The organism is Tolypothrix sp. PCC 7601 (assembly GCF_025677855.1).
Lineage (GTDB): Bacteria > Cyanobacteriota > Cyanobacteriia > Cyanobacteriales > Nostocaceae > Aulosira > Aulosira diplosiphon.
On sequence record NZ_CP064879.1, the window covers coordinates 822,854 to 846,365 of the forward strand.

Annotated in this window: 25 protein-coding genes; 13 read left to right on the top strand and 12 right to left on the bottom strand. The window is 40.2% G+C overall.

Annotated features, from left to right (window positions below; translation table 11 throughout):
- Both ccsB and HG267_RS03330 read left to right on the top strand, forming a co-directional pair.
- Nucleotides 1-1,056 carry a c-type cytochrome biogenesis protein CcsB gene (ccsB, locus tag HG267_RS03325; RefSeq protein WP_045874396.1) on the top strand — a complete coding sequence of 352 codons (1,056 nt, stop codon included), beginning with the start codon at nt 1-3 and terminating at the stop codon, nt 1,054-1,056.
- 220 nt (nt 1,057-1,276) lie between these two features.
- Complete coding sequence (locus tag HG267_RS03330; RefSeq protein WP_045874397.1) at nt 1,277-1,885, top strand: Uma2 family endonuclease; 609 nt, start codon at nt 1,277-1,279, stop codon at nt 1,883-1,885.
- 106 nt (nt 1,886-1,991) lie between these two features.
- On the opposite strand, the gene HG267_RS03335 is transcribed toward HG267_RS03330, so the two are convergent.
- Entirely contained in the window at nt 1,992-2,252 is a 261-nt protein-coding gene (locus HG267_RS03335) for a hypothetical protein (RefSeq protein WP_045874398.1), read from the bottom strand.
- A gap of 205 nt (nt 2,253-2,457) precedes the next feature.
- On the bottom strand, nt 2,458-3,138 hold the full coding sequence (gene sufR, locus HG267_RS03340) for an iron-sulfur cluster biosynthesis transcriptional regulator SufR (RefSeq protein ID WP_045874399.1): 681 nt from the start codon (nt 3,136-3,138) through the stop codon (nt 2,458-2,460).
- Between the two features lie 243 nt (nt 3,139-3,381).
- Between sufR and sufB the strand changes: the two genes are divergently transcribed.
- From sufB to HG267_RS03375, 7 genes are all read left to right on the top strand, one after another.
- Nucleotides 3,382-4,821 (top strand): Fe-S cluster assembly protein SufB, encoded by a 1,440-nt coding sequence (sufB, locus tag HG267_RS03345; protein ID WP_045874400.1) that lies wholly within the window; start codon nt 3,382-3,384, stop codon nt 4,819-4,821.
- A 56-nt stretch (nt 4,822-4,877) separates the two neighbouring features.
- Complete coding sequence (gene sufC / locus HG267_RS03350) at nt 4,878-5,666, top strand: Fe-S cluster assembly ATPase SufC (RefSeq protein ID WP_045874401.1); 789 nt, start codon at nt 4,878-4,880, stop codon at nt 5,664-5,666.
- On the top strand, nt 5,666-7,012 hold the full coding sequence (gene sufD / locus HG267_RS03355; RefSeq protein WP_045874402.1) for a Fe-S cluster assembly protein SufD: 1,347 nt from the start codon (nt 5,666-5,668) through the stop codon (nt 7,010-7,012). The genes sufC and sufD overlap by 1 nt, the downstream gene beginning before the upstream one ends.
- 41 nt (nt 7,013-7,053) lie before the next feature.
- Complete coding sequence (locus HG267_RS03360) at nt 7,054-8,316, top strand: cysteine desulfurase (RefSeq protein WP_045874403.1); 1,263 nt, start codon at nt 7,054-7,056, stop codon at nt 8,314-8,316.
- Between the two features lie 180 nt (nt 8,317-8,496).
- Entirely contained in the window at nt 8,497-9,105 is a 609-nt protein-coding gene (locus tag HG267_RS03365; protein WP_045874404.1) for a hypothetical protein, read from the top strand.
- Nucleotide 9,106: 1 nt separating this feature from the next.
- Entirely contained in the window at nt 9,107-9,739 is a 633-nt protein-coding gene (locus HG267_RS03370) for a Uma2 family endonuclease (RefSeq protein ID WP_045874405.1), read from the top strand.
- A 331-nt stretch (nt 9,740-10,070) separates the two neighbouring features.
- On the top strand, nt 10,071-11,795 hold the full coding sequence (locus HG267_RS03375) for an ABC transporter ATP-binding protein (protein WP_045874406.1): 1,725 nt from the start codon (nt 10,071-10,073) through the stop codon (nt 11,793-11,795).
- Nucleotides 11,796-11,892: 97 nt separating this feature from the next.
- On the opposite strand, the gene HG267_RS03380 is transcribed toward HG267_RS03375, so the two are convergent.
- The 3 genes from HG267_RS03380 to HG267_RS03390 form a co-directional block, all read right to left on the bottom strand.
- The gene (locus tag HG267_RS03380; protein ID WP_045874407.1) at nt 11,893-12,384 is read right to left on the bottom strand and encodes a hypothetical protein; all 492 of its coding nucleotides are present in this window, start codon (nt 12,382-12,384) and stop codon (nt 11,893-11,895) included.
- Nucleotides 12,385-12,537: 153 nt separating this feature from the next.
- Complete coding sequence (locus tag HG267_RS03385) at nt 12,538-13,275, bottom strand: peptidylprolyl isomerase (RefSeq protein WP_045874408.1); 738 nt, start codon at nt 13,273-13,275, stop codon at nt 12,538-12,540.
- A 540-nt stretch (nt 13,276-13,815) separates the two neighbouring features.
- Nucleotides 13,816-14,190: a c-type cytochrome gene (locus HG267_RS03390; protein WP_045874409.1), complete on the bottom strand. Its 375-nt coding sequence runs from the start codon at nt 14,188-14,190 to the stop codon at nt 13,816-13,818.
- Nucleotides 14,191-14,401: 211 nt separating this feature from the next.
- Between HG267_RS03390 and petG the strand changes: the two genes are divergently transcribed.
- Entirely contained in the window at nt 14,402-14,515 is a 114-nt protein-coding gene (gene petG / locus HG267_RS03395; RefSeq protein ID WP_071989488.1) for a cytochrome b6-f complex subunit V, read from the top strand.
- 87 nt (nt 14,516-14,602) lie between these two features.
- Here petG and rsmD read toward each other — a convergent pair whose 3' ends face one another.
- A complete protein-coding gene (rsmD, locus tag HG267_RS03400) occupies nt 14,603-15,148 on the bottom strand; it encodes a 16S rRNA (guanine(966)-N(2))-methyltransferase RsmD (RefSeq protein ID WP_045874410.1) in 546 nt (181 codons plus the stop codon).
- A gap of 104 nt (nt 15,149-15,252) precedes the next feature.
- Nucleotides 15,253-15,888: an imidazole glycerol phosphate synthase subunit HisH gene (gene hisH, locus HG267_RS03405; RefSeq protein ID WP_045874411.1), complete on the bottom strand. Its 636-nt coding sequence runs from the start codon at nt 15,886-15,888 to the stop codon at nt 15,253-15,255.
- A gap of 58 nt (nt 15,889-15,946) precedes the next feature.
- On the opposite strand from hisH, the gene HG267_RS03410 reads away from it, so the two are divergent.
- Both HG267_RS03410 and HG267_RS03415 read left to right on the top strand, forming a co-directional pair.
- Nucleotides 15,947-16,459: a peptidase C15 gene (locus HG267_RS03410; protein ID WP_045874412.1), complete on the top strand. Its 513-nt coding sequence runs from the start codon at nt 15,947-15,949 to the stop codon at nt 16,457-16,459.
- Nucleotides 16,460-16,499: 40 nt separating this feature from the next.
- On the top strand, nt 16,500-17,867 hold the full coding sequence (locus HG267_RS03415; protein ID WP_045874413.1) for a DUF3370 domain-containing protein: 1,368 nt from the start codon (nt 16,500-16,502) through the stop codon (nt 17,865-17,867).
- Nucleotides 17,868-17,988: 121 nt separating this feature from the next.
- On the opposite strand, the gene HG267_RS03420 is transcribed toward HG267_RS03415, so the two are convergent.
- The 5 genes from HG267_RS03420 to HG267_RS03440 all read right to left on the bottom strand — a co-directional run bounded on the left by HG267_RS03420 (nt 17,989) and on the right by HG267_RS03440 (nt 22,857).
- Nucleotides 17,989-18,582: an SH3 domain-containing protein gene (locus HG267_RS03420; protein ID WP_045874414.1), complete on the bottom strand. Its 594-nt coding sequence runs from the start codon at nt 18,580-18,582 to the stop codon at nt 17,989-17,991.
- Nucleotides 18,583-18,881: 299 nt separating this feature from the next.
- Complete coding sequence (locus HG267_RS03425) at nt 18,882-20,207, bottom strand: hypothetical protein (protein WP_045874415.1); 1,326 nt, start codon at nt 20,205-20,207, stop codon at nt 18,882-18,884.
- Nucleotides 20,208-20,451: 244 nt separating this feature from the next.
- On the bottom strand, nt 20,452-21,525 hold the full coding sequence (locus HG267_RS03430; protein WP_045874416.1) for a toll/interleukin-1 receptor domain-containing protein: 1,074 nt from the start codon (nt 21,523-21,525) through the stop codon (nt 20,452-20,454).
- A gap of 114 nt (nt 21,526-21,639) precedes the next feature.
- On the bottom strand, nt 21,640-22,386 hold the full coding sequence (locus HG267_RS03435; protein WP_210403146.1) for a toll/interleukin-1 receptor domain-containing protein: 747 nt from the start codon (nt 22,384-22,386) through the stop codon (nt 21,640-21,642).
- 3 nt (nt 22,387-22,389) lie between these two features.
- On the bottom strand, nt 22,390-22,857 hold the full coding sequence (locus HG267_RS03440; RefSeq protein ID WP_194007865.1) for a hypothetical protein: 468 nt from the start codon (nt 22,855-22,857) through the stop codon (nt 22,390-22,392).
- A 111-nt stretch (nt 22,858-22,968) separates the two neighbouring features.
- Here HG267_RS03440 and HG267_RS03445 point away from each other — a divergent pair, with 111 nt between their 5' ends.
- Nucleotides 22,969-23,466: a helix-turn-helix domain-containing protein gene (locus HG267_RS03445; protein ID WP_045870251.1), complete on the top strand. Its 498-nt coding sequence runs from the start codon at nt 22,969-22,971 to the stop codon at nt 23,464-23,466.
- Nucleotides 23,467-23,512 lie beyond the last annotated feature (46 nt).

Consider the following 23,512-nt stretch of genomic DNA (forward strand, 5'->3'; position numbering starts at 1 on the left):
ATGAATCTGGTTGTACTCCAGAACTGGCTGGACAATGCCTCCTTTGCTGTCTTATTCCTCACCATGCTGGTGTATTGGGCAGGGGCAGCTTTTCCAAATCTTCCAGCTATGGCCGCTTTGGGGACAGCTGGAATGGCGATCGCTAATTTGTGCATAGCTACTTTATTAGGAGCAAGATGGATAGAAGGTGGTTATTTCCCACTCAGCAATTTGTATGAATCGCTATTTTTCTTGACTTGGGGAATTACCACTATTCATTTAATTGCCGAAAATTCTAGCCGTAGCCGCTTAGTAGGAGTGGTAACTGCCCCTGTGGCTATGGGAATTTCGGCTTTTGCGGCTTTGACATTACCATCGCAAATGCAGGTGTCAGAACCTTTAGTACCTGCGCTGAAATCAAATTGGCTGATGATGCACGTCAGTGTAATGATGTTGAGTTATTCTGCTTTGATGGTGGGTTCCTTGTTAGCGATCGCTTTTCTGATCGTGACTCGTGGTCAAAATATCCAACTACAAGGCAGTTCTGTTGGGACTGGTGGCTATCGCAGCAATGGCTATAAGTTACACAAAGCAGGTGAATTAGTTTCTGAACCGCAAACACCTGCTGTAGAAAATAATGGTTTTGTTCGCTATGAAAGTAATAGCAATGGTAACGGTAAAACTGCTGTTTTAAATTTAGTTACTGCGCCACAATCGCAAACTGTTACATCTACTGAACCCCTATCACCTCAACGTCTTAGCCTTGCGGAAACTTTAGATAATATCAGCTATCGCATCATTGGTTTGGGATTTCCCTTACTGACAATTGGTATTATTGCGGGTGCAGTTTGGGCTAACGAAGCTTGGGGTTCTTACTGGAGTTGGGACCCTAAAGAAACTTGGGCATTAATTACTTGGTTAGTTTTCGCCGCCTATCTTCACGCTAGAATTACTCGCGGTTGGCAAGGTCGTCGTCCCGCGATTTTAGCTGCTAGTGGTTTTGTTGTTGTTTGGGTTTGCTATTTAGGTGTGAATCTTTTGGGTAAAGGTTTACATTCTTACGGTTGGTTTTTCTAAGCAATTTATCCCTTTCTCTGATACTGGAGAAGGGGATAATTAATTTGTAAGCAATCAAAAGCCTAAAGAATTGGAAACAACTCAAGAATTAAATGCAGTTCCAGGAGTAAATAAAATTGCGAATTACAAGCAAAAAAGCAGCTTGATGATTAGCTAAAATTGAGTCAAGCTAACCAAACGAAAGCATCATGACTGCTATTATCATCAACCTTAATAATACATGACTCAAGCCTTACCCAAACCCATAACATACGAAGAGTTTATCGAATGCTATCCCAATGATGGCAAGCGCTACGAGCTACATAAAGGAATAATTGTTGAGATGCCACCCCCAACAGGAAAACATGAAAATGTTACCGGGTTTCTGACAGTGCAAATTGGGTTTCAACTTTTACAGATGGGTTTACCCTATCGCATACCCAAAACAGCATTTGTCAAAACAAGAGATTCTACCTACTCTCCAGACATTATCTTATTAAATCATGAAAATTTGGTCAATGAACCTTTATGGGAGAAGCAATCAACTGTAATTAAACCTGAATCTGTTCCATTAGTGATTGAAGTTGTTAGCACTAATTGGCGCGATGATTATCATGATAAATTTGGAGACTACGAGGAAATGGGTATTCCCGAATACTGGATTTTAGATTATGCTGCTTTAGGTGGTAAAAAATTTATTGGTAATCCTAAAAAGCCTACTATTTTTGTGTGTGAATTAGTAGATGAGGAATATCAAATGACCCCATTTACTGGTAATAACTTAATTGTTTCTCCCACTTTACCCCAACTCAATTTAACCGCCCAGCAAATATTTGATTCGGCTTTGTAATTGTTGGGTTTCACTCCGTACCAGCACGGGGAAGCAAGCTACAACCAACCCTAAGCATCTGTTTCATTCTTTTCTGGAAGTGGTATAATATTTTTTATATAAAGCTTTACCACTTTAAAAAAGAAGCTTCAATCCCCTGTTCTCGCCTAGTTTTACTATCTTTTTCAAACCAAGCTATTACTTGTGATGTTGTTAAATCTTCAATAGCAACACCATATTCTTTGGCAATATGCTTTAAAAGCTTTAGGGATGAAATTGTTAATCTTGTTAAAAATTTTTCTGGAGAAGACAACAAAGCTGCGTCTACTTTTGCTGATTCTTCCAAAGTTAAAAACTGTTCTGATGGTGACTGTGGTGGTAGATTCATAAATAAATTTTTATCAAGAGCGGAGAGACGCGATTAATCGCGTCTGTACAAAAGTAATTTTTTAATTGGTAATTGGTAATTGGTAATTGGTAATTGGTAATTGGTAATGGTTATTTCCCCCAGTCCCCAGTCCCCATTACCCCTTATCCCCAGAGGGGGCCCCGAGTTCCCCAATCCCTAGTCCCCAATCCCTAATCCCCAATCCCTAATCCCTCGCTTTCACCAAATAGCCACAACGATGTTCACCATTGATAATCCAGTGGGTGCGCTCGACTGTGCAATCTGGTAAGACGGCGGCGAACATTTCTAATTCATGACCGCAAATACTGGGGAAGGATTCAGCAACATTGGAGATAGCACATTTATGCTCCATAAAGATGAAGCGATCGCTCTCTAATAATTCTTGAGAATCTAAGGGGTGAAACTCTGCCATAAAACCTTCGGCTTGTCTGAGTTCCACTAATTTGGCTAACCGTTCGGCTAGAGAACCTTGACCTAAGCGATCGCGGTATTCTTGGGCTTTACGCTCCCACTGTTTTTGTAAGATTGATGTGACTTGGTCTTTGCCTACTGTTTCTGCTAAGGTATCCAGCAAGGAAACAGCAAAATCACCATAACTATCACCAAAGCGATCGCTCTGTTGTCGATGTAGGCGATCGCGTCCTCTAGAACTCAGTTGATAAACGTGCTGGGGCCGCCCCATTCCCGCTTGCACTGCGGTGGAATACAAAATTAGCTCTTCCGCCTCCAAATCCTTGAGATGGCGGCGAATCGCTTGGGGGCTAATATCTAAAACTTCGGCTAGCTCAAAAGCGGTTGCTTGTGAGTGTTTCTGGAGATATTCCAGAATGTCTTGCTTGGTTGAGGACTGGTGGGTAGTCGTCATCTTTTTGGGGAGACGCTCTGCAAACGTCCAAAAAATTTCTAGGAAAATTTGACTTAAACAACATTGTTGTTGTTAATTTAGCGTAAAATGAAGATACATTAAACAACATTGTTGTTGTTTTAGTCTCAATTCCTATTGTAGCAGCCGTGTAACCACTCAGTAACGCGAGATGGGAATCGGCTAAAACCAAGCCCGTCTCCGCTCCTAGAGAGAGATCCTAAAGAACACGAGAGATTACTACCGATGAGTGCCACTGTCAAAACCTTAGTCAACCAACCCTACAAGTACGGCTTCGTCACCGATATTGAAGCCGACACTATTCCGCGTGGACTAAACGAGGACATTATCCGCTTAATTTCCGCCAAGAAAGAAGAGCCGGAATTTATGCTGGAGTTTCGCCTCAGAGCGTATCGCCAGTGGCTGAAGATGACAGAACCAACTTGGCCTAATGTCAAGTATCCACCAATAGATTACCAGGATATCATCTACTATTCAGCTCCCAAACAGAAAAAACAGAAGCTGGAAAGTCTGGATGAAGTCGATCCCACCCTGTTAGAAACCTTTGAAAAGTTAGGTATTCCTCTATCTGAGCAAAAGCGCCTCGCCAACGTCGCCGTTGATGCAATTTTTGATAGCGTTTCCGTCGCCACAACCTTTAAGGAAAAGCTAGCTAAAGATGGCGTGATTTTCTGCTCAATTTCTGAAGCATTGCGGGAACATCCAGAACTGATCAAAAAATATCTGGGTAGTGTCGTTCCGGTAGCTGACAATTACTTTGCGGCTCTCAACGCTGCTGTATTTAGCGATGGTTCTTTTGTCTATATTCCTAAAGGCGTAAAATGCCCGATGGAACTGTCTACCTACTTCCGCATCAACTCTGGTGATACAGGACAATTTGAGCGGACATTGATTGTGGCTGAAGAAGGTAGCTATGTTTCCTACCTGGAAGGTTGTACCGCGCCCATGTATGACAGCAATCAACTACACGCTGCTGTGGTAGAACTAGTGGCGCTGGATAACGCCGAAATTAAATACTCCACCGTGCAGAACTGGTACGCTGGCGATGCTAACGGTAAAGGTGGAATTTACAACTTTGTTACCAAGCGCGGTTTGTGTCAGGGTGTCAATTCCAAGATTTCCTGGACTCAGGTAGAAACAGGTTCAGCGATTACTTGGAAGTATCCTAGCTGCGTATTAGTTGGTGATAACTCTGTGGGTGAATTTTACTCGGTGGCGCTGACAAATAATATGCAGCAAGCCGACACAGGTACCAAAATGATTCATGTTGGGAAAAACACTCGCAGCACAATTATTTCTAAAGGAATTTCTGCAGGTAACTCCAGCAATAGCTATCGGGGTTTGGTAAAAGTTAACCCGAAAGCGCAAGGTGCGAGAAATTATTCGCAGTGCGACTCCATGCTGATTGGCGATAATGCCCATGCTAATACTTTCCCCTATATTCAGGTACAAAATAACAGTGCCAAGGTAGAACATGAAGCTTCTACTTCCAAAATTGGGGAAGATCAGCTATTTTACTTTGCCCAAAGGGGCATTTCGGCAGAAGATGCTATTTCGATGATGATTAGCGGCTTCTGCAAGGATGTGTTTAATCAGCTACCAATGGAATTTGCGGTGGAAGCTGATAAATTATTGAGCTTGAAATTAGAAGGTAGTGTTGGTTAATATTCAACCGCACTGAACCGTTGATTACGAACTGAGAGAGAGAAGAGAGAGAGAACATGATTGTGGAAAATAGCGAAGTTGTACTGTCAGTTAAGGATCTGACAGCTACAGTTGATGGGACACCGATTCTGAAGGGTGTAAATCTGGAAGTTCGTGCAGGCGAAATCCATGCGATTATGGGGCCGAACGGTTCTGGAAAGAGTACCTTTTCTAAAGTATTGGCGGGACATCCAGCTTATGAAGTCACTGGTGGCGAGGTAATTTTCCAAGGACAAAATCTGCTGGAATTGGAAGCAGAAGAACGGGCGAGAAGTGGTGTATTTTTAGCGTTTCAATATCCCCTAGAAATTCCCGGTGTCAGCAATTTAGATTTCTTGCGCGTTGCATATAATTCTCGTCGCAAAGCACAGGGTTTAGAAGAACTGGATGCTTTTGATTTTGACGATTTGGTAGAAGAAAAGTTGGAAGTGGTGAAGATGAATCCCTCTTTCCTCAGCCGCAGTGTCAATGAAGGATTTTCTGGTGGTGAGAAGAAGCGCAATGAAATTCTGCAAATGGCGCTACTAGAACCGAAGTTAGCAATTTTGGATGAAACCGATTCTGGTTTAGATATTGATGCGCTAAAAATTGTCGCTGGTGGGGTTAACCATTTAGCTAGTCCCGAAAATGCCACAATTTTGATTACTCACTATCAGCGCTTACTCGACTATATTGTGCCTGACTTTGTGCATGTGATGGCACATGGACGAATTCTTACTACTGGTGGTAAGGAATTGGCGCTAGAGTTAGAGTCTCGCGGTTACGACTGGATTCTGGAAGAAGCTGCGGTTGAGGTGGGTGTGTAATGACTATTCAAGTTTCCCCCAGTTCAATTTCGAGTTTGCTGGATAGAGATGAGTATCTCAGTGGCTTATTAGCACAGGTAACAGCACAACCAGCAGCATGTTGGTTACAAGAAGTTAGCCAAGCTGCTGCGAATGTGGTGCGTCATTCCACTGTTCCCACCTCCCGCGATGAAGAATGGCGCTTTACAGATTTGTCAGCGTTGCGAAAGCTGGAATTCCAGGTAGAGAAGCAATTAATCTCTACAGATATTGCAGCGCTGACTCTACCTGAAGCTGCTAACAGTCGTTTGGTATTTGTTAACGGTGTGTACGCACCAGAATTATCTGCAATTGCAGATTTACCTGCGGGTGTAGTTGTCAATAATTTGACAGCTTTACCTGTGGCTGAACAAGAACGGGTACGGCAGTATTTAGCCCAAAGTGAAGGACAGCAGGAAGTTTTCACCGCTCTGAATACTGCTGGTTTGACTGATGCAGCCGTGGTATTGGTGAAGAAGAATGTAGCAGTTGCAACGCCAATTCACTTGTTATTTATTACAGTTGCAGGGGAAAAAGCAACGATTTCGCAGCCACGTTGTTTGGTGGTAGCGGAAAGCGGTTCGCAGGTGACTTTGGTGGAAGAGTTTACGAACCGCAGAGGCGCAGAGAACGCAGAGGAAGCGGTTTACTTCACCAATGCAGTGACGGAAATTTGGCTAGCTGAGAATGCCGAAGTCAGTCACACAAGAGTTGAGCGTGAAAGTACAGAGGCTTTCCATATTGGTAAAACTGCGATCGCACAAGCTCGTGATAGTCGCTATAGCTGTCATGCTATTAGCTTTGGTGGCAAGCTGTCACGCCATAATTTAGAGATTTTGCAAACTGGTGAACAAACTCAAACCACCCTCAACGGGTTGACGGTAATATTTGGCAATCAGTTAGCTGATACTCACAGTGCGATCGCCCTCAATCATCCCTATGGTACAAGTAAGCAATTGCACAAATGTATTGTAGGCGATCGCGCCCATGCTGTATTTAATGGCAAGGTTTTTGTGCCCAAACCAGCACAGCTCACAGATGCCGCACAATTAAATCGGAATTTGCTACTATCATCCAAAGCGAGAGTTGATACCAAACCCCAACTAGAAATTACTGCAGATAACGTCAAATGCGCTCACGGTGCTACCGTTAGCCAGTTAGAAGATGATGAAATATTTTATCTGCAAAGTCGGGGCATTGATGAAAACGCCGCCCGAAATTTGTTAATTAACGCTTTTGCTGCTGAAATCATTAATCAAATACCAGTTCCCTCTCTTAGGGAAAGTCTGTTAAACACAGTCAAGAGTCTTAAGACATCTAATGACTAAGGACAAATGACAAAGGACAAATGACAAATCATTAATTACCAATGACTTTTACTTCTACCAAAACCTTAGCCGATCAAGTACGTATTGACTTCCCTATCTTGCGTCAGGTAGTCAATGGTAAACCCTTAGTTTACCTGGATAATGCTGCTACTTCTCAAAAACCTCTGCCAGTATTAAATACCCTGCGAGATTATTACGAGCAGTATAATGCCAACGTCCATCGGGGTGCCCATATTCTCAGTGCTAAAGCTACCGATGCTTATGAAGGTGCTAGAGATAAAGTAGCCAAATTTATCAATGCTGCATCGCGTCAAGAAATTGTCTACACCCGCAACGCGAGTGAAGCGATTAATTTGGTAGCTTATAGCTGGGGAATGAACAATTTGCAGCCAGGAGATGAAATTATTCTCTCGGTGATGGAACACCACAGTAATATTGTTCCTTGGCAATTTGTGGCACAAAAAACGGGTGCGGTACTCAAGTTTGTCGAACTAACACCAGAAGAAACCTTTGATTTAGAACAATTTAAATCACTGATTTCCGAAAAAACAAAATTGGTGTCAGTGGTTCATGTTTCTAATACCTTGGGTTGTATTAATCCAGTCCAAGAAATAGCTACGATTGCTCACAGATACGGCGCGAAATTCTTAATGGATGCTTGCCAAAGTGTCCCCCATATGCCCATTGATGTACAAGAAATAGACTGTGATTGGTTAGTAGCCTCCGGTCATAAAATGTGTGCCCCAACTGGCATAGGATTCTTATATGGCAAGTTAGAATTACTAGAATCTATGCCACCATTTTTCGGTGGTGGTGAGATGATTGCAGAAGTCTATTTAGACCATTCTACCTATGCAGAATTACCCCATAAATTTGAAGCGGGTACACCTGCAATTGGCGAAGCGATCGCTCTTGGTGCAGCTATAGATTATCTTACTAGTATTGGTATGGATAAAATCCATGCCTATGAAGCCGAATTAACAGCTTATTTGTTCCAACAATTAGAACAAATTCCCCAAGTGCGGATTTACGGCCCCAAGCCAGATGCTAAAGGAGAAGGGAGAGCCGCTTTAGCATCGTTTACAACTTCCGAAGTCCACGCCAACGACTTATCTACATTATTAGATCAAGAAGGCGTAGCCATCCGTGCTGGACATCATTGCACTCAACCATTACACCGCTACTTAAATATTGCGGGAACTGCACGGGCAAGTTTATCTTTCTACAATACCCGTGAAGAAATTGATATTTTCATCAAGGCGTTGAAGGACACTCTGGAATTTTTTGCGGGAATCTTCGGCTAAAAATCGTCAATATTTTCAAATTAATTGTGTCAACTATTAGCTATATATGAGGCTAATAATTGGCACAATTTAATTTTTAATGGGTTTAAATACCTTGAATTGTTGACGGTGCGTTGCGCTGCGCGACAACACACCCTACATTTAAATTAATAATTGGGAAGATTTACAGGAGTAAATTCAATGTCATACAGTGACTTTACTTTAGATAAAGTTAGAAAAGCTTTTAACTTAACTATTGCTGATAAAATTAATATATTTGCATCTGTGCCTGAAATTATCTGTCCGCCATTACTCGCAGAAATATTACAGGAAAATATACCTTTAGCTCTTGCTAGTAATACAGAGAAATCTCGTTCTGAGATGATTATTGCGCCTATCTTAATTGCTATTAGAAAATATTTAAATAATCAAATCAGTTTATTTTCAGGTATAGATTTTACTGTCGAAACATCACAAGGATTAAATGGTAATTGTGATTTTATTATTAGCCGTTCCCCAGAATTATTAATTGTTAATGCTCCAGTGATAACGATTGTAGAAGCTAAAAAAGAAAATCTCAATGCTGGTTTAGGTCAGTGTGTTGCAGAAATGATAGCAGCTAAATTGTTTAACGAACGTGAGGGAAACAATATTCAAACAATTTATGGAACTGTTACTACTGGAACTAACTGGAAGTTTTTAAAGCTTCTGGGACAAATGGTAGAGATTGATTTGAATGAATATTATATTAATGATATAGGTAAAATTTTAGGAATTTTATCTAGCATTCTGACAGAAGAATTATTGTAATATGCTGGTCAAGTCTACACCTGCCGAACAAAGAACAGTGCTATATAACATTAGCTGGGATACCTTTGAAGCCTTACTCAGAGATACAGGAGAGGACAGAGGCTCTAGATTTGCTTATGACTGTGGCACTTTAGAAATTATGACTCCACTTTTTGAACATGAAAATCCCAAAATTCAATTTGATCGCTTGATTTTGATTTTAGCAGAAGAATTGTCAATCGAAATTAAAAGTGCTGGCTCTACAACATTGAAACAACGAATAGCAAAACGAGGTATAGAACCAGATAATTGCTACTATATACAAACTGAATCGCAAGTGAGGGGCAAAGAGAAATTAAATTTAGAAACCGATCCACCGCCTGACTTAGCAATTGAGATTGATATTACTCATAGTTCAGTGAATAAATTTGGGATTTACTCAGTACTGGGTGTTCAGGAATTATGGAGATATAACGGGCAAGATTTAAAATTTTATCAATTGTTAGAAGGGCAATATGTTGAGTGTGAATTTAGTATTGCTTTTCCTTTAGTATCAGTAAGCGACATCAGCAGCTTTATTCAGCGAAGTAAAAGCATGGGAGAAATTGCTTTGTTGAAATCATTCCGAAATTGGGTAAAAGACAAGATTAAGTAGATAGTGTGATTTTTGCTGTCAACATCACACTCAAACATGAAAGACTTAAAAATATCATTAGTTAATAATCATACATTAATACACTTCATTTATATGTTCACCTAGGTTAAGTAATTACAGCTTACTGTTAACTATTACAGGTGCGTTAGCCTACGGCATAACACACCCTACAAAAAAACTGAGAATTTATGGTGTTGGGTTTCATACTTCTCCTATCGGAGACGCTAGGCGAACAGCCTTCTTTGACTATTTTTTTTCGCCTAACTATTCAGAAACTCCACAAAAACTGATAGCGTCAAACAAAGAAAGAAATTATTGTGGATGTGACAGCTTGAAAACGCGATCTAATTATTGGCAACTGCTACCTTATATCCGAACCCAGTGGCAAACCATCACCAAAGGATTTATCGGCATTATCGGATATGTGCTGGCGACATTAACACTCATCAATCTCGCGGGTAAATTGGCAACGCCCTTTGGAGAGGGTAATGTAGTAGCGATCGCACAACTAGCTGGCATCTGTGCTGTAGTATTTCTGGTACGTGGCTTTTTTCAGTCTGTGCAAGATATCTACATGGCGCAAGCTGCTTTAAGAGTAGCGTTTCTTCTCCGTAAGCAAGTTTACGGACATCTGCAAAAACTTAACCTCAGCTATTTTGAAACCGCCAAAGCAGGTGATTTATCTTACCGCTTGACTGAGGATATTGACAGGATTGGGGAAGTAGTCAATAAAATATTTCACGATTTAATCCCCTGTGTGTTGCAATTGCTGGCAATTCCCATCTATATGATTTACTTGAATTGGCAGCTCACCCTCGCAACGGTGATTGTAGCCCCATTAATGGGGATTTTGATTGGTTGGTTTGGCGAAAGGTTACAAAAATATTCTCGTCGCAGTCAAAATCGGGTTTCTAGTTTATCGGCTATCCTCACAGAAGTATTTAGTGGGATTCGGTTAGTCCAAGCTTTTGCCGCCGAAACCTACGAAATGGTGCGGTTTAGCCATGAAGCAGAACACAGCCTCAAAGCTAAATATTCAGCCGAACGCCTCAAAGCCATTCAAATCCCCATTATCGGCTTCCTCGAAGCTTTAAGTGCTTTATCATTATTGTTAGTGGGAGGATGGCAAATCTCGCAACGCAACTTAACTGTAGGCGAGTTTTTCAGCTACCTCACAGCAGCAGCATTGTTAATTGACCCCATCGGTCATACTACTAATAATTACAACGAATTTAAGCAGGGCGAGGCATCCATTGACCGAGTTTTTGAATTATTAGCAATTCAACCCACAGTTTTAGAAAAGCCGAATGCGATCGCCCTCCCACCTGTGCAAGGCAAGGTAGAATATCGCCATGTTTCCTTTGCCTACAAAGCAGGTGAATCTGTCTTAAAAAATATTAATTTATTAGCATTACCAGGAGAAGCGATCGCCCTTGTGGGTGCTTCTGGTGCTGGTAAAACCACATTTGTAAATCTGCTACCCCGCTTCTACGATCCGGAATCTGGGCAAATATTGATTGATGATGTCGATATTCGCGATGTCACGCTTTATAGCCTGCGGCGACAAATTGGCATTGTTCCCCAAGAAACTATCATGTTTTCTGGCACAATTGCTCAAAATATTGCCTTTGGGCAAGATTCCTTTGCAATATCAGAAGTGGAAGCCGCAGCGAAAATTGCTAATGCCCACAATTTTATTACCCAGCTACCAGAAGGTTATGATACTTTGGTTGGTGAGCGTGGAGTAAATTTATCAGGGGGACAAAGACAAAGAATTGCGATCGCCCGTGCTGTGCTCCTTAACCCGCAAATTTTGATACTAGATGAAGCCACATCAGCCTTAGATTCAGAGTCAGAAGCCTTGGTACAGGAAGCTTTAGAAAGGCTGATGAAAGGTCGCACTGTATTTATTATTGCTCATAGATTAAGTACAGTAAAAAGATGCGATCGCATTTTAGTACTTGAACAAGGACAAATTGTCGAATCTGGAACCCACGAGGAACTTTTGGCATTTCAACGCCGCTATGCAAGATTTTATGCTCAACAGTTTAGTTAATGATATGTGAGTTGGGGCGATCGCATCATTTATGATTGGCCACTGCTGAAGTACAGTGAAAAGATGCGATCGCGTAGCATCAAACCAAATCACTCATCTATTTTTTGTACACTCTGATTAACGGTGTCACCTTTGGTTTTTCGGGATTAGTCAGGTTTAATCTATAAGCCGTGTTTAATATATCTCCTGATTCATCACCTTTGACTGTAACTATATAAGTTGCTGGTTGCTTGGGATGTTTTTCAAGTTTTCCAATCACCTTGTCTTGAATAATCGACACATCTCTTAATCTTTCCGGTAGCCGAGCATGAGGTTTCCAAAGACATAAAACCCCTTTAGAATTGGGAAATTTTAGTAATTGTAGAACGTATTTTTGATTATTAACTTGAAACTGAGATGTTGATAATACTCTAGCTTGATTCCGTTGTGGTATTTGCCGCAATACTTCTTGTGTTCTTACATGATAGCGGCAGTTTCTATCAATAATGGGTTCCCCAGCAAGTGCAGATGTTGATAATGTGGATATACTGACACTGTAAAAACTTAAACTTGTTAAAGCCAAAGCAGTGACCTTATAAAAATTCAGCATAGTTTATAGTTTAAATTCTCAGTTTAGATATCAACGACTGTGTAAAAAATTACTAAATCATGAGCGAAGTAAAGCTCCTGAAAGGAACTTTACCTCCAAAGCTAAGTAATCAATTTTAATTTAAATTCCTTCTCCTAATTTTCTCTACTCAATTTAGCTGCTGAGAGAAACGGCTGGAGTCATCATTTGTTTTTGCTGTTCTTGTATCCAACCTTCAAACAGTTCATTGAGCAGCCGTGCTTTCATTGGTTCATCTAGTTGTGCTGGGATAAATTTCTCTAACTGCACAATCACAAACCATTCAGCGATGCGAGTCGGGGGTAAAACTTGCCCTGGTTGATTGTTAGCCAGTAATTGCGCCATTGCTGGATGGAGTTGGTTGAGTTCAATTGGCCCAACTAATCCGCCTGTTTGCGCCTCTGGGCCTTTAGAATATTCTCGTGCTACATCTGCAAAGGATTGCTCTTTGGCTTGAATGCGGAAGTAGAGTTCTTGAGCGATTCCCATATCTTGGGTGCGTAGCAAAGAATAAATTACTTTATCCAGTTTTGCTTTCGACTGGAAAAAATACGCTTCTAGCTTTTTACCCCAAGTTTCTTGCTTAAATTTTTCTACTTTCAGCTTCCGCACCGTCAAATCTGCTAGTTGCTTTGGACTCAATCCCTGATATTCCATCCATGCTTTGACATCGGCTTCGGATGTTAACTGTCTTTCAGCGAAAAACTGTTGTTGAGCAGCAGCGATTTCTTCCGGGGTACAATCTATGGATGCGATCGCATCATCGATAATTAATTCCCTTCGCAACTGTGGCAGCATTTGATAGCCTGCCAGTAAGGGAATTAGTTCGTCATTCGTGATTGTACGGTTACCAATTCTTAGTACTTCAGTCATTAGCTTTTATATATATCAAAATATATGTTTTGTAGAATTTTACACTCTTTGGTTGTATATACTGTTCAACCAGACCCTACATAAATCATGCTAAAGGCATTTTACTAGTAATCCTTTATACTATTTTGAGTTAGATAGTCATGTTTTCTAGGTCTGGAACAACCTTTTGGTAAAGATTGTTAATCTCAAACCCAAAACTGGCTATCAGTTGCCCCTCTGTTATACCCAATACAATTCTAATTTCAAAAATATGCAGCCTATTATGAAGTTTAGGCGAAGATAATACCAAGGTTACTAGGCAAGCACAAGTGCAGTATAGTCAGCAACTTTGCACCTTAACTAATAATGTAAAACACATCTAAATAGACAGCGCAAATCCAGCAAGCATTTCCACCTACTACAATCTTTGCTGTACAGAGTTTTTGACTTTCTTCAGTTAAAAATTTTTAAGGTAAAATTGCCAGTCTTTATATATGGTGAGAGCGATCGCCTTTTAGCCTTAATATAGTTCATACCAAGCAATAATTTCTCAAATTTGGGCTATAAAGACTCTAAATAGCTCAAAAGATCTGCCATTTCTTGGGCACTAGGCTGAAACTTTGGCATCGGTGGTGTTTCACCACTAATCACTTGGCGAATCAGTCCATAACGCGACTTATGCTTGGATACACCTTGCAAGCTGGGGCCTACTCGCCCATCGGCTTGCCAGCCATGACAACCAGCACAATTGATTTGAAAAATAGCGTTACCTTGAACTGGATCTCCAGTTAAGGATAGAACATTTTTCACATAAGGATCGGAAGCTTGCACCATCTGAACACCAAAAATGCCCAAAGTGATTGCTAGCATTACGGCAAGAGCCAGCAAAGCGATCCTCTGAATTAAATTTTCAGGTTTGGTAATCTGGTTATCCAAAAGGTTTGTTGTGAAAGTTGTAGGTGTGCTAAGAATTTTTCATTTCCTACACATAGCTTAAAAGTTCTTGATGCTCACTGCAAGCATGAATGCCAGTTTTACTTTGATGATTCATTCTCCAAAAATGCTGTAGAGAGCGGCATTCATCCCGAATTTGGTAAAATCAAAAACAGGAAACAAATGTTTAATAATTGCAAAGAGGAGATTTACAGTGGTTGAACCCCTGCTCTCAGGTATCGTCCTTGGTCTAATTGTGGTTACACTCTCTGGTCTGTTTTACGCTGCCTACAAGCAATACAAGCGTCCCACTGAACTGGGAGGTTAGGGATTAGGGACTGGGGACTGGGTAATTAGTGATAGGTAATGGGAATTTCTCGTTTTCCCCCTTGTCCCCTTGTCCCCTTCCCCTGAATCACTCGATCATCCTATAAAACGTCAAAGCAGTATTTCCATAGACTTTCTGGCGGCAAATTTCCCAGTTAGCAATGACTGGTGGAGTCCAATCTTGGGCACTATGTTCAGCCGCAATTTCGCCTTCAGCATCTAAAAGCTGGTAGTTTGCGATCGCTTCTAAAACTGGTTGATATAATCCGCTAGCATAGGGCGGATCAAAATAAATTCTGTCAAATTTTTGGTCTGATAAGGTTTTTAACTGTTGGAGTACATTTCCCCGCAACAATTTCCATTCTTGGTCAGCACTCGCTACTCGCTGCCAATTCTGTTGAATGATGTTACAGGCGCGGCTCGATTGTTCAATACCGACTACTAAGCTGGCTCCTCTACACAAAGCCTCTGCGCCCATTGAACCGCTACCAGCACACAAATCTAGCCAACGACACCCAAATATTCTTTCCTGCCAAATATTAAAGACAGCCTCTCGTACCCGCGCACTAGTAGGTCTGGTATCTTTACCAGGTAAAGTTTTTAACTGACGATTTCCGTAAATTCTCAGAGCCATTAGTCATTAGTTATGAGCCATTAGTCATTGTTCATCGATCATTAGTCATTGCACAAAGACAAATGACAAAGAACAAATAACAACTGACAGACAACTAAATTGTATTATGCTGCTACTTGTTCGCGGACTTGAGCAACAAAATTAGATAGGATTTGCAATCCAATATTAGATGATTTTTCCGGGTGAAATTGCACTGCCATCAGATTATCACGAGCGATCGCAGCTGTAACTCTTTGCGTCCCGTGGGTAACTGTTGCTGCGCTAATTTGCGGATCTGTTGGTTCAACATAGTAAGAATGAACAAAATAAACCCAAGGATTCGCAGGCAAATGCTCCCACATAATACTTTTTGGCTGAGTTATTTCCAGCTGATTCCAACCCATGTGAGGAATTGTAATTTCTGGTTCTGGACGAAACCTTTTAACTGTTCCTTTGACAATTCCGAGTCCTCGTTGTGTACCTTCGGCACTCGATTCAAACAGAATTTGCAATCCCAAACAGATACCCAAAAAAGGTTTACCTGATGCGATCGTATCTTTAATAGGTTGTTCTAAACCACGGGCACGCAGGTGTTGCATGGCTGGATCAAATGCTCCAACTCCTGGCAAAACTACTGCATCTGCTTGTTCTAATTCCTTAAAAGAATGAGTGATTTTAGGAGTTGCTCCAGCTTTTTCCAAGCCTTTGCAAACTGAATGTAAATTTCCCATATCATAATCTACGACCGCAATCACTGGCATTGACCTGCTCCTTGTAAATTTATTATGGAGAGTAATTCTATTTTAAATAATATTTCTTATGAAGAAAAGATTTCTATTAACTTCTTTTGACACTTGGCTCGCAGATCAACAGTCAAATTCTTCCGATGATTTATTACTTGAAGTCACCAAACTAGAAACACTACCTCATCATTTGACTTATTTACGTCATTTACCTGTAGATGTGCAGCTTGCTAGTAATGTTGTAATTCAAAAAATCAATGAACTCCAACCGGATTGTATTATCTGCTGTGGAATGGCTGCAAGTCGAATGCAATTAACTGTAGAAGTTTGTGCAACTAGTGCAGAAAGTGTTTTGCAAACAGGTGTGGATATAAAACAATTAATTTCTGGAGCAAGGGGAATTGAGATTAGTCACGACTGCGGTAAATTTGTCTGCGAAGGTCTTTATTATTCAGTATTGGATCATTTACACCAATCCCAACTGCAGGCAAATTGCATTTTTGTCCATGTTCCAGTTTTAAATCACGAAAATTTGGTAAACATTGTTGCAGATTTCGTATTAATTATTAACAAACTGGCACTTTCATAAATTTGCCCGCGTCTTTATGGAGGAAAAAATAGTTAAATTTATGTTGCCATTGTTACTAAGTTTGACACTTGCTCAATCAATTTCGCCTACACCACCACCAGAAGAAGTAGTACAACCGCAAGTTGTTCGTCCTTTACCAGGTAATCTTGATACAGTTCCAGTATTTAATAGCAATAGTCCAGAACTAGTCTTAAAGGAAGGGATTTTACTCTCCACTTTTCCTCCAGATAGCAAAAAAGTACCAACAGCTCATTTAAATTTTCCCTTTCAAGGAAGATTTGATATTTTTGCTCACCATATAGCTAGAGCTGAACCACAAGAAAATTTACGCTCGCTATATTTAGGAATTATCTTGCATAATCCTGGTGCAACACCAGTAACTATTAATGTGCTGCAAGGAGCAACTTATTTAAGTCAGCCAGATGCACCTTTTATTTCGTTACCATCATTCAGTGAAAACACTTTAGGTACAGTTTACGCAGGCCCAGGCGATCGCGTTACTAGTGATGTCCTGCGAGGACGACGACAAGAAATCTTTCCGGCTCAAATTGTGATTCCCCCAAAAGGAAGTCAGATGTTATTAAATCTGCCAATTCCTGTGAAAGGACTTACCCCACCTTTAAATGGTCGCTCGACATTAATGCGGCTACGCAGTAATGGTACAGTTTATGCAGCTAGCCTCGCCATGTTTGCACAAACAAATCCCGATGGTAGCGAACGTGCCCCAAATTTAGAAGAGTGGCAAAATTTACTCAACAATAGTGATGTAGCTGGCCCCAGAGATAAAACTCCCACACCTTTAGAAGAGACTGGTAAACCGAGAATTTACGGACGTGTAGCGGGAGTTGCTAGTGGTTCTCAGTGGCGCGCCTTATTAGTAGATGAGCCTAAAGCTAAATATTTAACGATTCCTCAACCGGGTCAAGCCTTTTCCTACGCTTTGAGTACCGTGCATGGTGGTACTTTGGGAACCAATCAAATTCAAAGCGCTCAGATGTTGGTACGCTATCCTGACACCGCATACCGCGCTCATGGTAATTACGGCATTCAATATAGTCTCAAATTGCCGTTGTATAACAATACTCAAACTCCCCAGACTGTAAGTGTGTCCGTTCAAACACCACTAAAAGAAGACCAGTTAGTCAAACCAGGACTACGCTTTTTCAATACACCCGCAAAGCAAGTATTTTTCCGTGGGACAGTACGAGTGCGTTACAACGACGATCGCGGTAAGCCACAAACCAAGTTTGTCCACTTAATGCAAACTAGAGGCCAAGCTGGAGAACCCCTAACTTTATTAAATATGCCAGCAGGCGATCGCAGATTAGTACAAGTAGACTTTCTTTATCCACCAGATGCTTCCCCACCGCAAGTATTAACCGTTGCAACTCAGACAAAGGGACAATAAGCTACTTCATTATTTGAGGTAGTGTGTTACGGCACATAGCGCCATTTCTGGCCATCATACCCGCCGTAACGCATCATTGAGAGACGCGATTAATCGCGTCTCTACAAATTTTGAATTTTAATTATTTTGGTCGGTACTCAGTACCATCCGCACGAAAACCTTTCTGTTGTAAAACAACTTTATTGTTCTGAATAATTGTCAGTTCCGTGTCAGCACCAGGAATAAAGCGGACTTGATAAGTATATCCATCCTTAGATGCTATGTAGGTTGTCCAGAGATTATTAGTTTCGGTTTTAGGTAACTTTGCTGCTGGAGCGCTATTTGTAGTTTCGCTCTTGTTGTCGTACACATTTATATATGCTTGACCTTTACCGTGAACTCTCACAGTTTTAGTTTCGGTCACAAAATGCACTAATGTATCTGCTTCTGAAGGATTTTTATCAGGCGCAGGCTTGGCGGGAACAACTGAGATCACATCTTCACGCACCCAGCCGACTTCATTTGCTTGTTTACCAAATTGCACTTTGTACCAAGTCCGAGTATCCCCTGAGGGCTTTTGCTTGTCTATAATTTTGACGCGATCGCCTGATTTACCTTGGCGAATGACGTTACCTTCTTTAATTACGGGTGCTGAACGAATATTAACTATATTCGTGTTAGTAGAATTAGTCTTGAGAATGCCTTCGCTAGATAGAATTTGGTTGGAATTTGTCATATTCTGATGCAGCCAGATAAGGATTTCTTGACAATAGATGCTTCAAATGATACTACTGGTTTTCCGAATTTGGAAAAAATATACTTAAATTTCTTAATAATGTACGCAGGTTTGAGAAACTGTATGGACTGGAATATGGCTCAGTCAAAAGTCAAATCATTTTTGTACTCAGGAATTTACTCCTGAGATAGGCATGATATTGAATGGTTGCAGAGTTAGGTAGACCTTTATTATTTCTTTCCTGTTCCCTGTCCCTAGTTACACAAGTAATTTCAGCAATCAAACCAGATTTCTATACATTATTTGAAACCCTTTGCTGCTTTTTTTTGACCTTTACTTTGAGGCTTAGATTTCTGCACTTCTGCTATGGCTGCTTGAAATAAGTTATGCAGATGTACAGGAACACTAGCAATTTCTGGTAAATCTGGTTCTAGAGGTTTACCGAATTCTTGTAGAAGTGAATCCAAATCATTTGCTAGACTAAAATCTGGACGTTGCAGAAAAGTTTGTAACAAGTTTTCTAATGATGTGGGATACTCTTGAGCTAATCGATGCCAGATAAAAGCATTGATACTCTTATCTTCCAGATAAAAGCGAATTAGTTTCTCAGCGCCTTCAATGCTCTGCCAATTTTCCGCTGATAAAATTGTTTTGAATTTACTATATGTTGGTAAAAATATTTGTCCCCAACGGGGATGGGAAATTGCTGTAACTTGTTCGGCTTTTTTGAGTTCAGCAGGTAAATCAACCTTTGGCATGACCATTTTACTGCTGCCATTATTGTTAAATATCTGCGAGGCTACATTAGAGTCAGCACCCATTTCTTTAACTGCTGCTTTAATTTCTTCTTGGTCGATACCAGCTTCCTGTGCCATCTCAGCTAAGGGTTTGGAAGTATCTATACCTGTATTTGCTAGTAATTTTTCTGTAATTACTTCTTGAAATTCAGCAATTTTTTTATTGAGTTGATATCCCGGTAATGTAATTTCATCCTGTCCAAAAAATTCTACAAACTGCTCATGGTATTGGACAACAGAATTCCAAGCTTCTGCTAGTAAATCGGGAGCATCGCTGTAAAGATGATTTTTATAGTTTTCTTTAAAATTACCAATAGCGACAGCCAGTTTTGGTTTACCCAATTTACCCATAATTGTATAGTTACCAAAAAATGTCCAGTAACTATCAGTAACCGGAGAAATCCGGGTAAGTAATATTTCTCCTTCTTTCAATCGTGATATTTCTTGTAGAGTTTTAGGATTATTGGGCTTAACAATGTAATGTTTATCTGTAAGCCAGTTTGTTACCTCAAAGCCATCAGGTAAAATTTCCGTGATGGCAAATAAGCCCATAAAACTACCATGCCAACTGCTAATAAGATTGCGATCGCTTTCTTGTAAATCAGGATAACTGTCTATAAACAATTCTAACGGAGAGTGATCACCAACTTTTCCTTCGGTAATAAAGCTGTCAATCACCAAGTCTTGCTGGGTAATGTTCCCATTCCCACTGCGTAAATTTCCAGCAGCATAGCTTTCCAGCGCTTGTGCTAAATCGCCTTCTGCTTCCAGCACAAAATCTACTATGGTTTGTTTGAGTGCGTGCGATCGCTCTAATATTGCATCCACAAGTCTATTTCTCGAATCAACAGAGGTAGATTATAGCTTTTTAGGCTATTAGCGCATCTAGCAATAGCTAGATTTATCAAAATGCAACCTCCGCAGGTTAAGCCCTCAGATCCTCTTAAACTAGATATCAAGCATCACCCAAGGTTTTTGCACATGATTGCAAGTCTAAATTCTAGTTATATTTCTTCAGAAGACTATCTTCCAAGAGAAAAAACTAGTCCCTTACAATTCCATAAGCTAATTGTCAAGGATTGCAAGTTTGAGTACATTTACGAACTTGCGCCCTCAGCTTAATTTTTCCTGAACTCTGGTTAGCGCTTTCAAAGGATTCTACTTTGAGTATGAGTAGTTTTTCGCCTGGTTGAAGTTCAACTAGTGGATTTGATGACAATGTTTTTTCTTTTCTTAAATTCACTTTATATTTAACTTTCACGACTGCTCCTGGTGATGGAATAACAGGAGGATCAATACTAGGAAGTAAATTAGTATTTGCTGTTTTAATCAGTCTTTTCCCAACAGACAAACCATCTGAGCCACTGTTAACAGTTCCTATCCAAATCCAGCCTATATGGTTCACTTTCTTTCTTGATTCAGAAGTTGTATTATGTTTGAACAAAGGCTTCCCTAAGATGTTCGATATATAAGGAATTAAGAATATACTACTTATTAATATAAGTACAATCAACTGTCCAAAAGGTATAATTGTAGCTCTACGTCGTCGATAAACCCTTGATGGCTTAAATAATAAACAAAAGGTTGTACTTGCTATCTTTATTAAAATATTGCCAATAAACTTCGTGACAGGTAGAAAAACTCCTGTAGTCTGTATAATAAATTTTTTAATAGGAAAAAAAGAATCTTGGATTTCTTCAACTGTCTCACGGATACCTTCAGCAATACTTTTAAAAGCTTCATCATAGGGTTTCCATTTAGTAACAGGTCTTTCACCCTTAGGCAATGCTTTAATATTACCAAAAATGGCCTTCCAATTATCATATGGCCGAAGGAGAACAGGAATGACACGAGCTTGTTTAGCTTTATGTCGTTCCATAGCCTGCTTGATCACAACTTCCCAGTAATAATCGGAAGCTATAAAGTCGGAACTAATCAACAGCAAAATTATATCTGCGCTCTTTAAGTGAGTATCAATCTCATTTTCCCAATCTTTCCCAGGACTGATCATCCCTTTGTGCCATCCCGTGATCACATTTTGCCGCTTCAAAATACTAAGGTGATCCTCAAGTTGTTGCCGCATTTGTTCATCTTGCTCGGCATCAGAACAACAATAAAAAAGTTCAATAACTTTAGTAGATCGCATTATACTGATAACTTACTACGTTTAAATCAACTAGTAATTATTATTTGCATGATTTATTCTTTAAGCTTGAGTACTTTATCTATTTTTCATTAAAAAAGCATAATCTGAATGTATCTATAAATTTTCTGTAAGCTCCTTTGTTACTATTCGGATACCTTCAGCCACGTTTAAAAATGCATCATTACGATTTCCCCACTTTTTGACAGGTTTACCACCTTTAGGAAGAGGTTGAAGTTTCCCAAATGGTGCGCTCTGCCAATCAACAGAGTCAAGAATTACAGGAATAACTCTGGCTTCTTGAGCTTTATGACGTTCCATAGCTCGTTTTACCTCAACATCCCAGCAATAATCTGAAGCAATAAAATTTGCACTTATAAGCAGCAAAATGATCTGAGATCTATTTAAGTGTTGATCTATCTCATTTTGCCATTCTCTTCCTGCTCCAATTTTGTGATCGTACCATCCTGTAATCACTCCTTGACGCTGTAAAAGAGCTAGGTGTTTCTCTAAGTTATTACGAAGTTTTTCATCTTCATGAGCATAAGAAAAGAAGATTTTAATACCTTGATTAGGTTGCACTGGCATAAGTTTATTTTTAACTAAACTCACATTATCCGTAACTCTCTGTATCCCAAATTCTTCTGTTGGTAATTCTGAAGAAGGTAAAATAATAGAAGAGGTAATTCCTAGTGAATTTATCTCTACTTGGCGAGCACAAATCTGCTTCTTTATTTCTTCGATATCATCATTCAACTTAAGCTTACGGCGTGGATCATCCTCAGAACGTCGCCTATCTTCTAGTGCTTTCAGCAGTTGAAAATCTTTGCTCAATTGTTCTTCCAGATATTGACGCAAATCCATTGCTTACTTATTTCGTAATTTGGACATTAAGCGTTCCCAAGCTGATTTGATGTTGAAACCGCTTCCTAGTTCCAACTCACCTTCATAATCAATTAGAAAAGGAACTATAGGTAGAGTAACTTTCAATTTATGCTTGGCATCTAGCTCAGGTGCTTTAATAACTTCCACAACTGCTGCTTGGCTGGGAAGTAAAGAAGGGATACGCTTTTCCAATATGGCCAACATTTGTTGCATTTCTGGCTCTGAAAGTTGATTAGCTTCTAAAGCATCCAGTAAAGTTTGAATCATAGCTAATTGGTTTTGGCTAAGCTGCTGTACAATTGATGCAATAATCACTTCTTCGGCAGCATCATAGCGTTTCAAAAATGATTGGCGCATTTGATTCAGGCTGACAGAGATAGCATCCTGAACATTTAATAAAAGGTTCAGCTTGGCATCCATCTGATGCAACTGTGTTTCTATATCATCCATCTTTGCTACTGATTCACTAGTACAACACGGCATAAATAAATAGACCATATTGGTGGGAGAATAAATAATCAGGTTAAAACCCGTTTTGGGCGCGGATTAAGGAATCAAGGTGTGGCTAGATTAAATCCTAAAATATTAAATTTAAGCGATGGCGAGCGGGATCAACTCCAACAGTTGATAAACAGACACAACACGCCGCAACAGATAGCGCTACGAGCCAAAATAATTGTCATGGGATCAGAGGGTCAAAATCATCGTGAAATCGCCCGAAATTTAGACATAAATCGTCAAACGGCGCGTTTATGGCGAAATCGGTGGTTGGAAACTGAGGGGAAAGAATTATCAATTGAGCAGAGATTACAAGACTCTGAGCGTGTTGGCGCACGCCCGAAGTTTAGTATGGAACAAGTAATCGAGTTGTTTGCATTAGCTTGTTCCCCACCATCCGATTATGGAAGACCAATAAGTCATTGGACAGCAAGAGAACTAGCGAACGAAATCATCAAACTTGGAATTATTGAAAGCATATCTGTCCGCCATGTTGGAAGATTACTTGAAGAAGCAGAACTTAAACCTCACCAGAGCCGCTACTGGTTAACCCCCCCCTGAGGACGAAGAATTTGACGCAAAAGTTGAAGATATTACTGGTTTATAC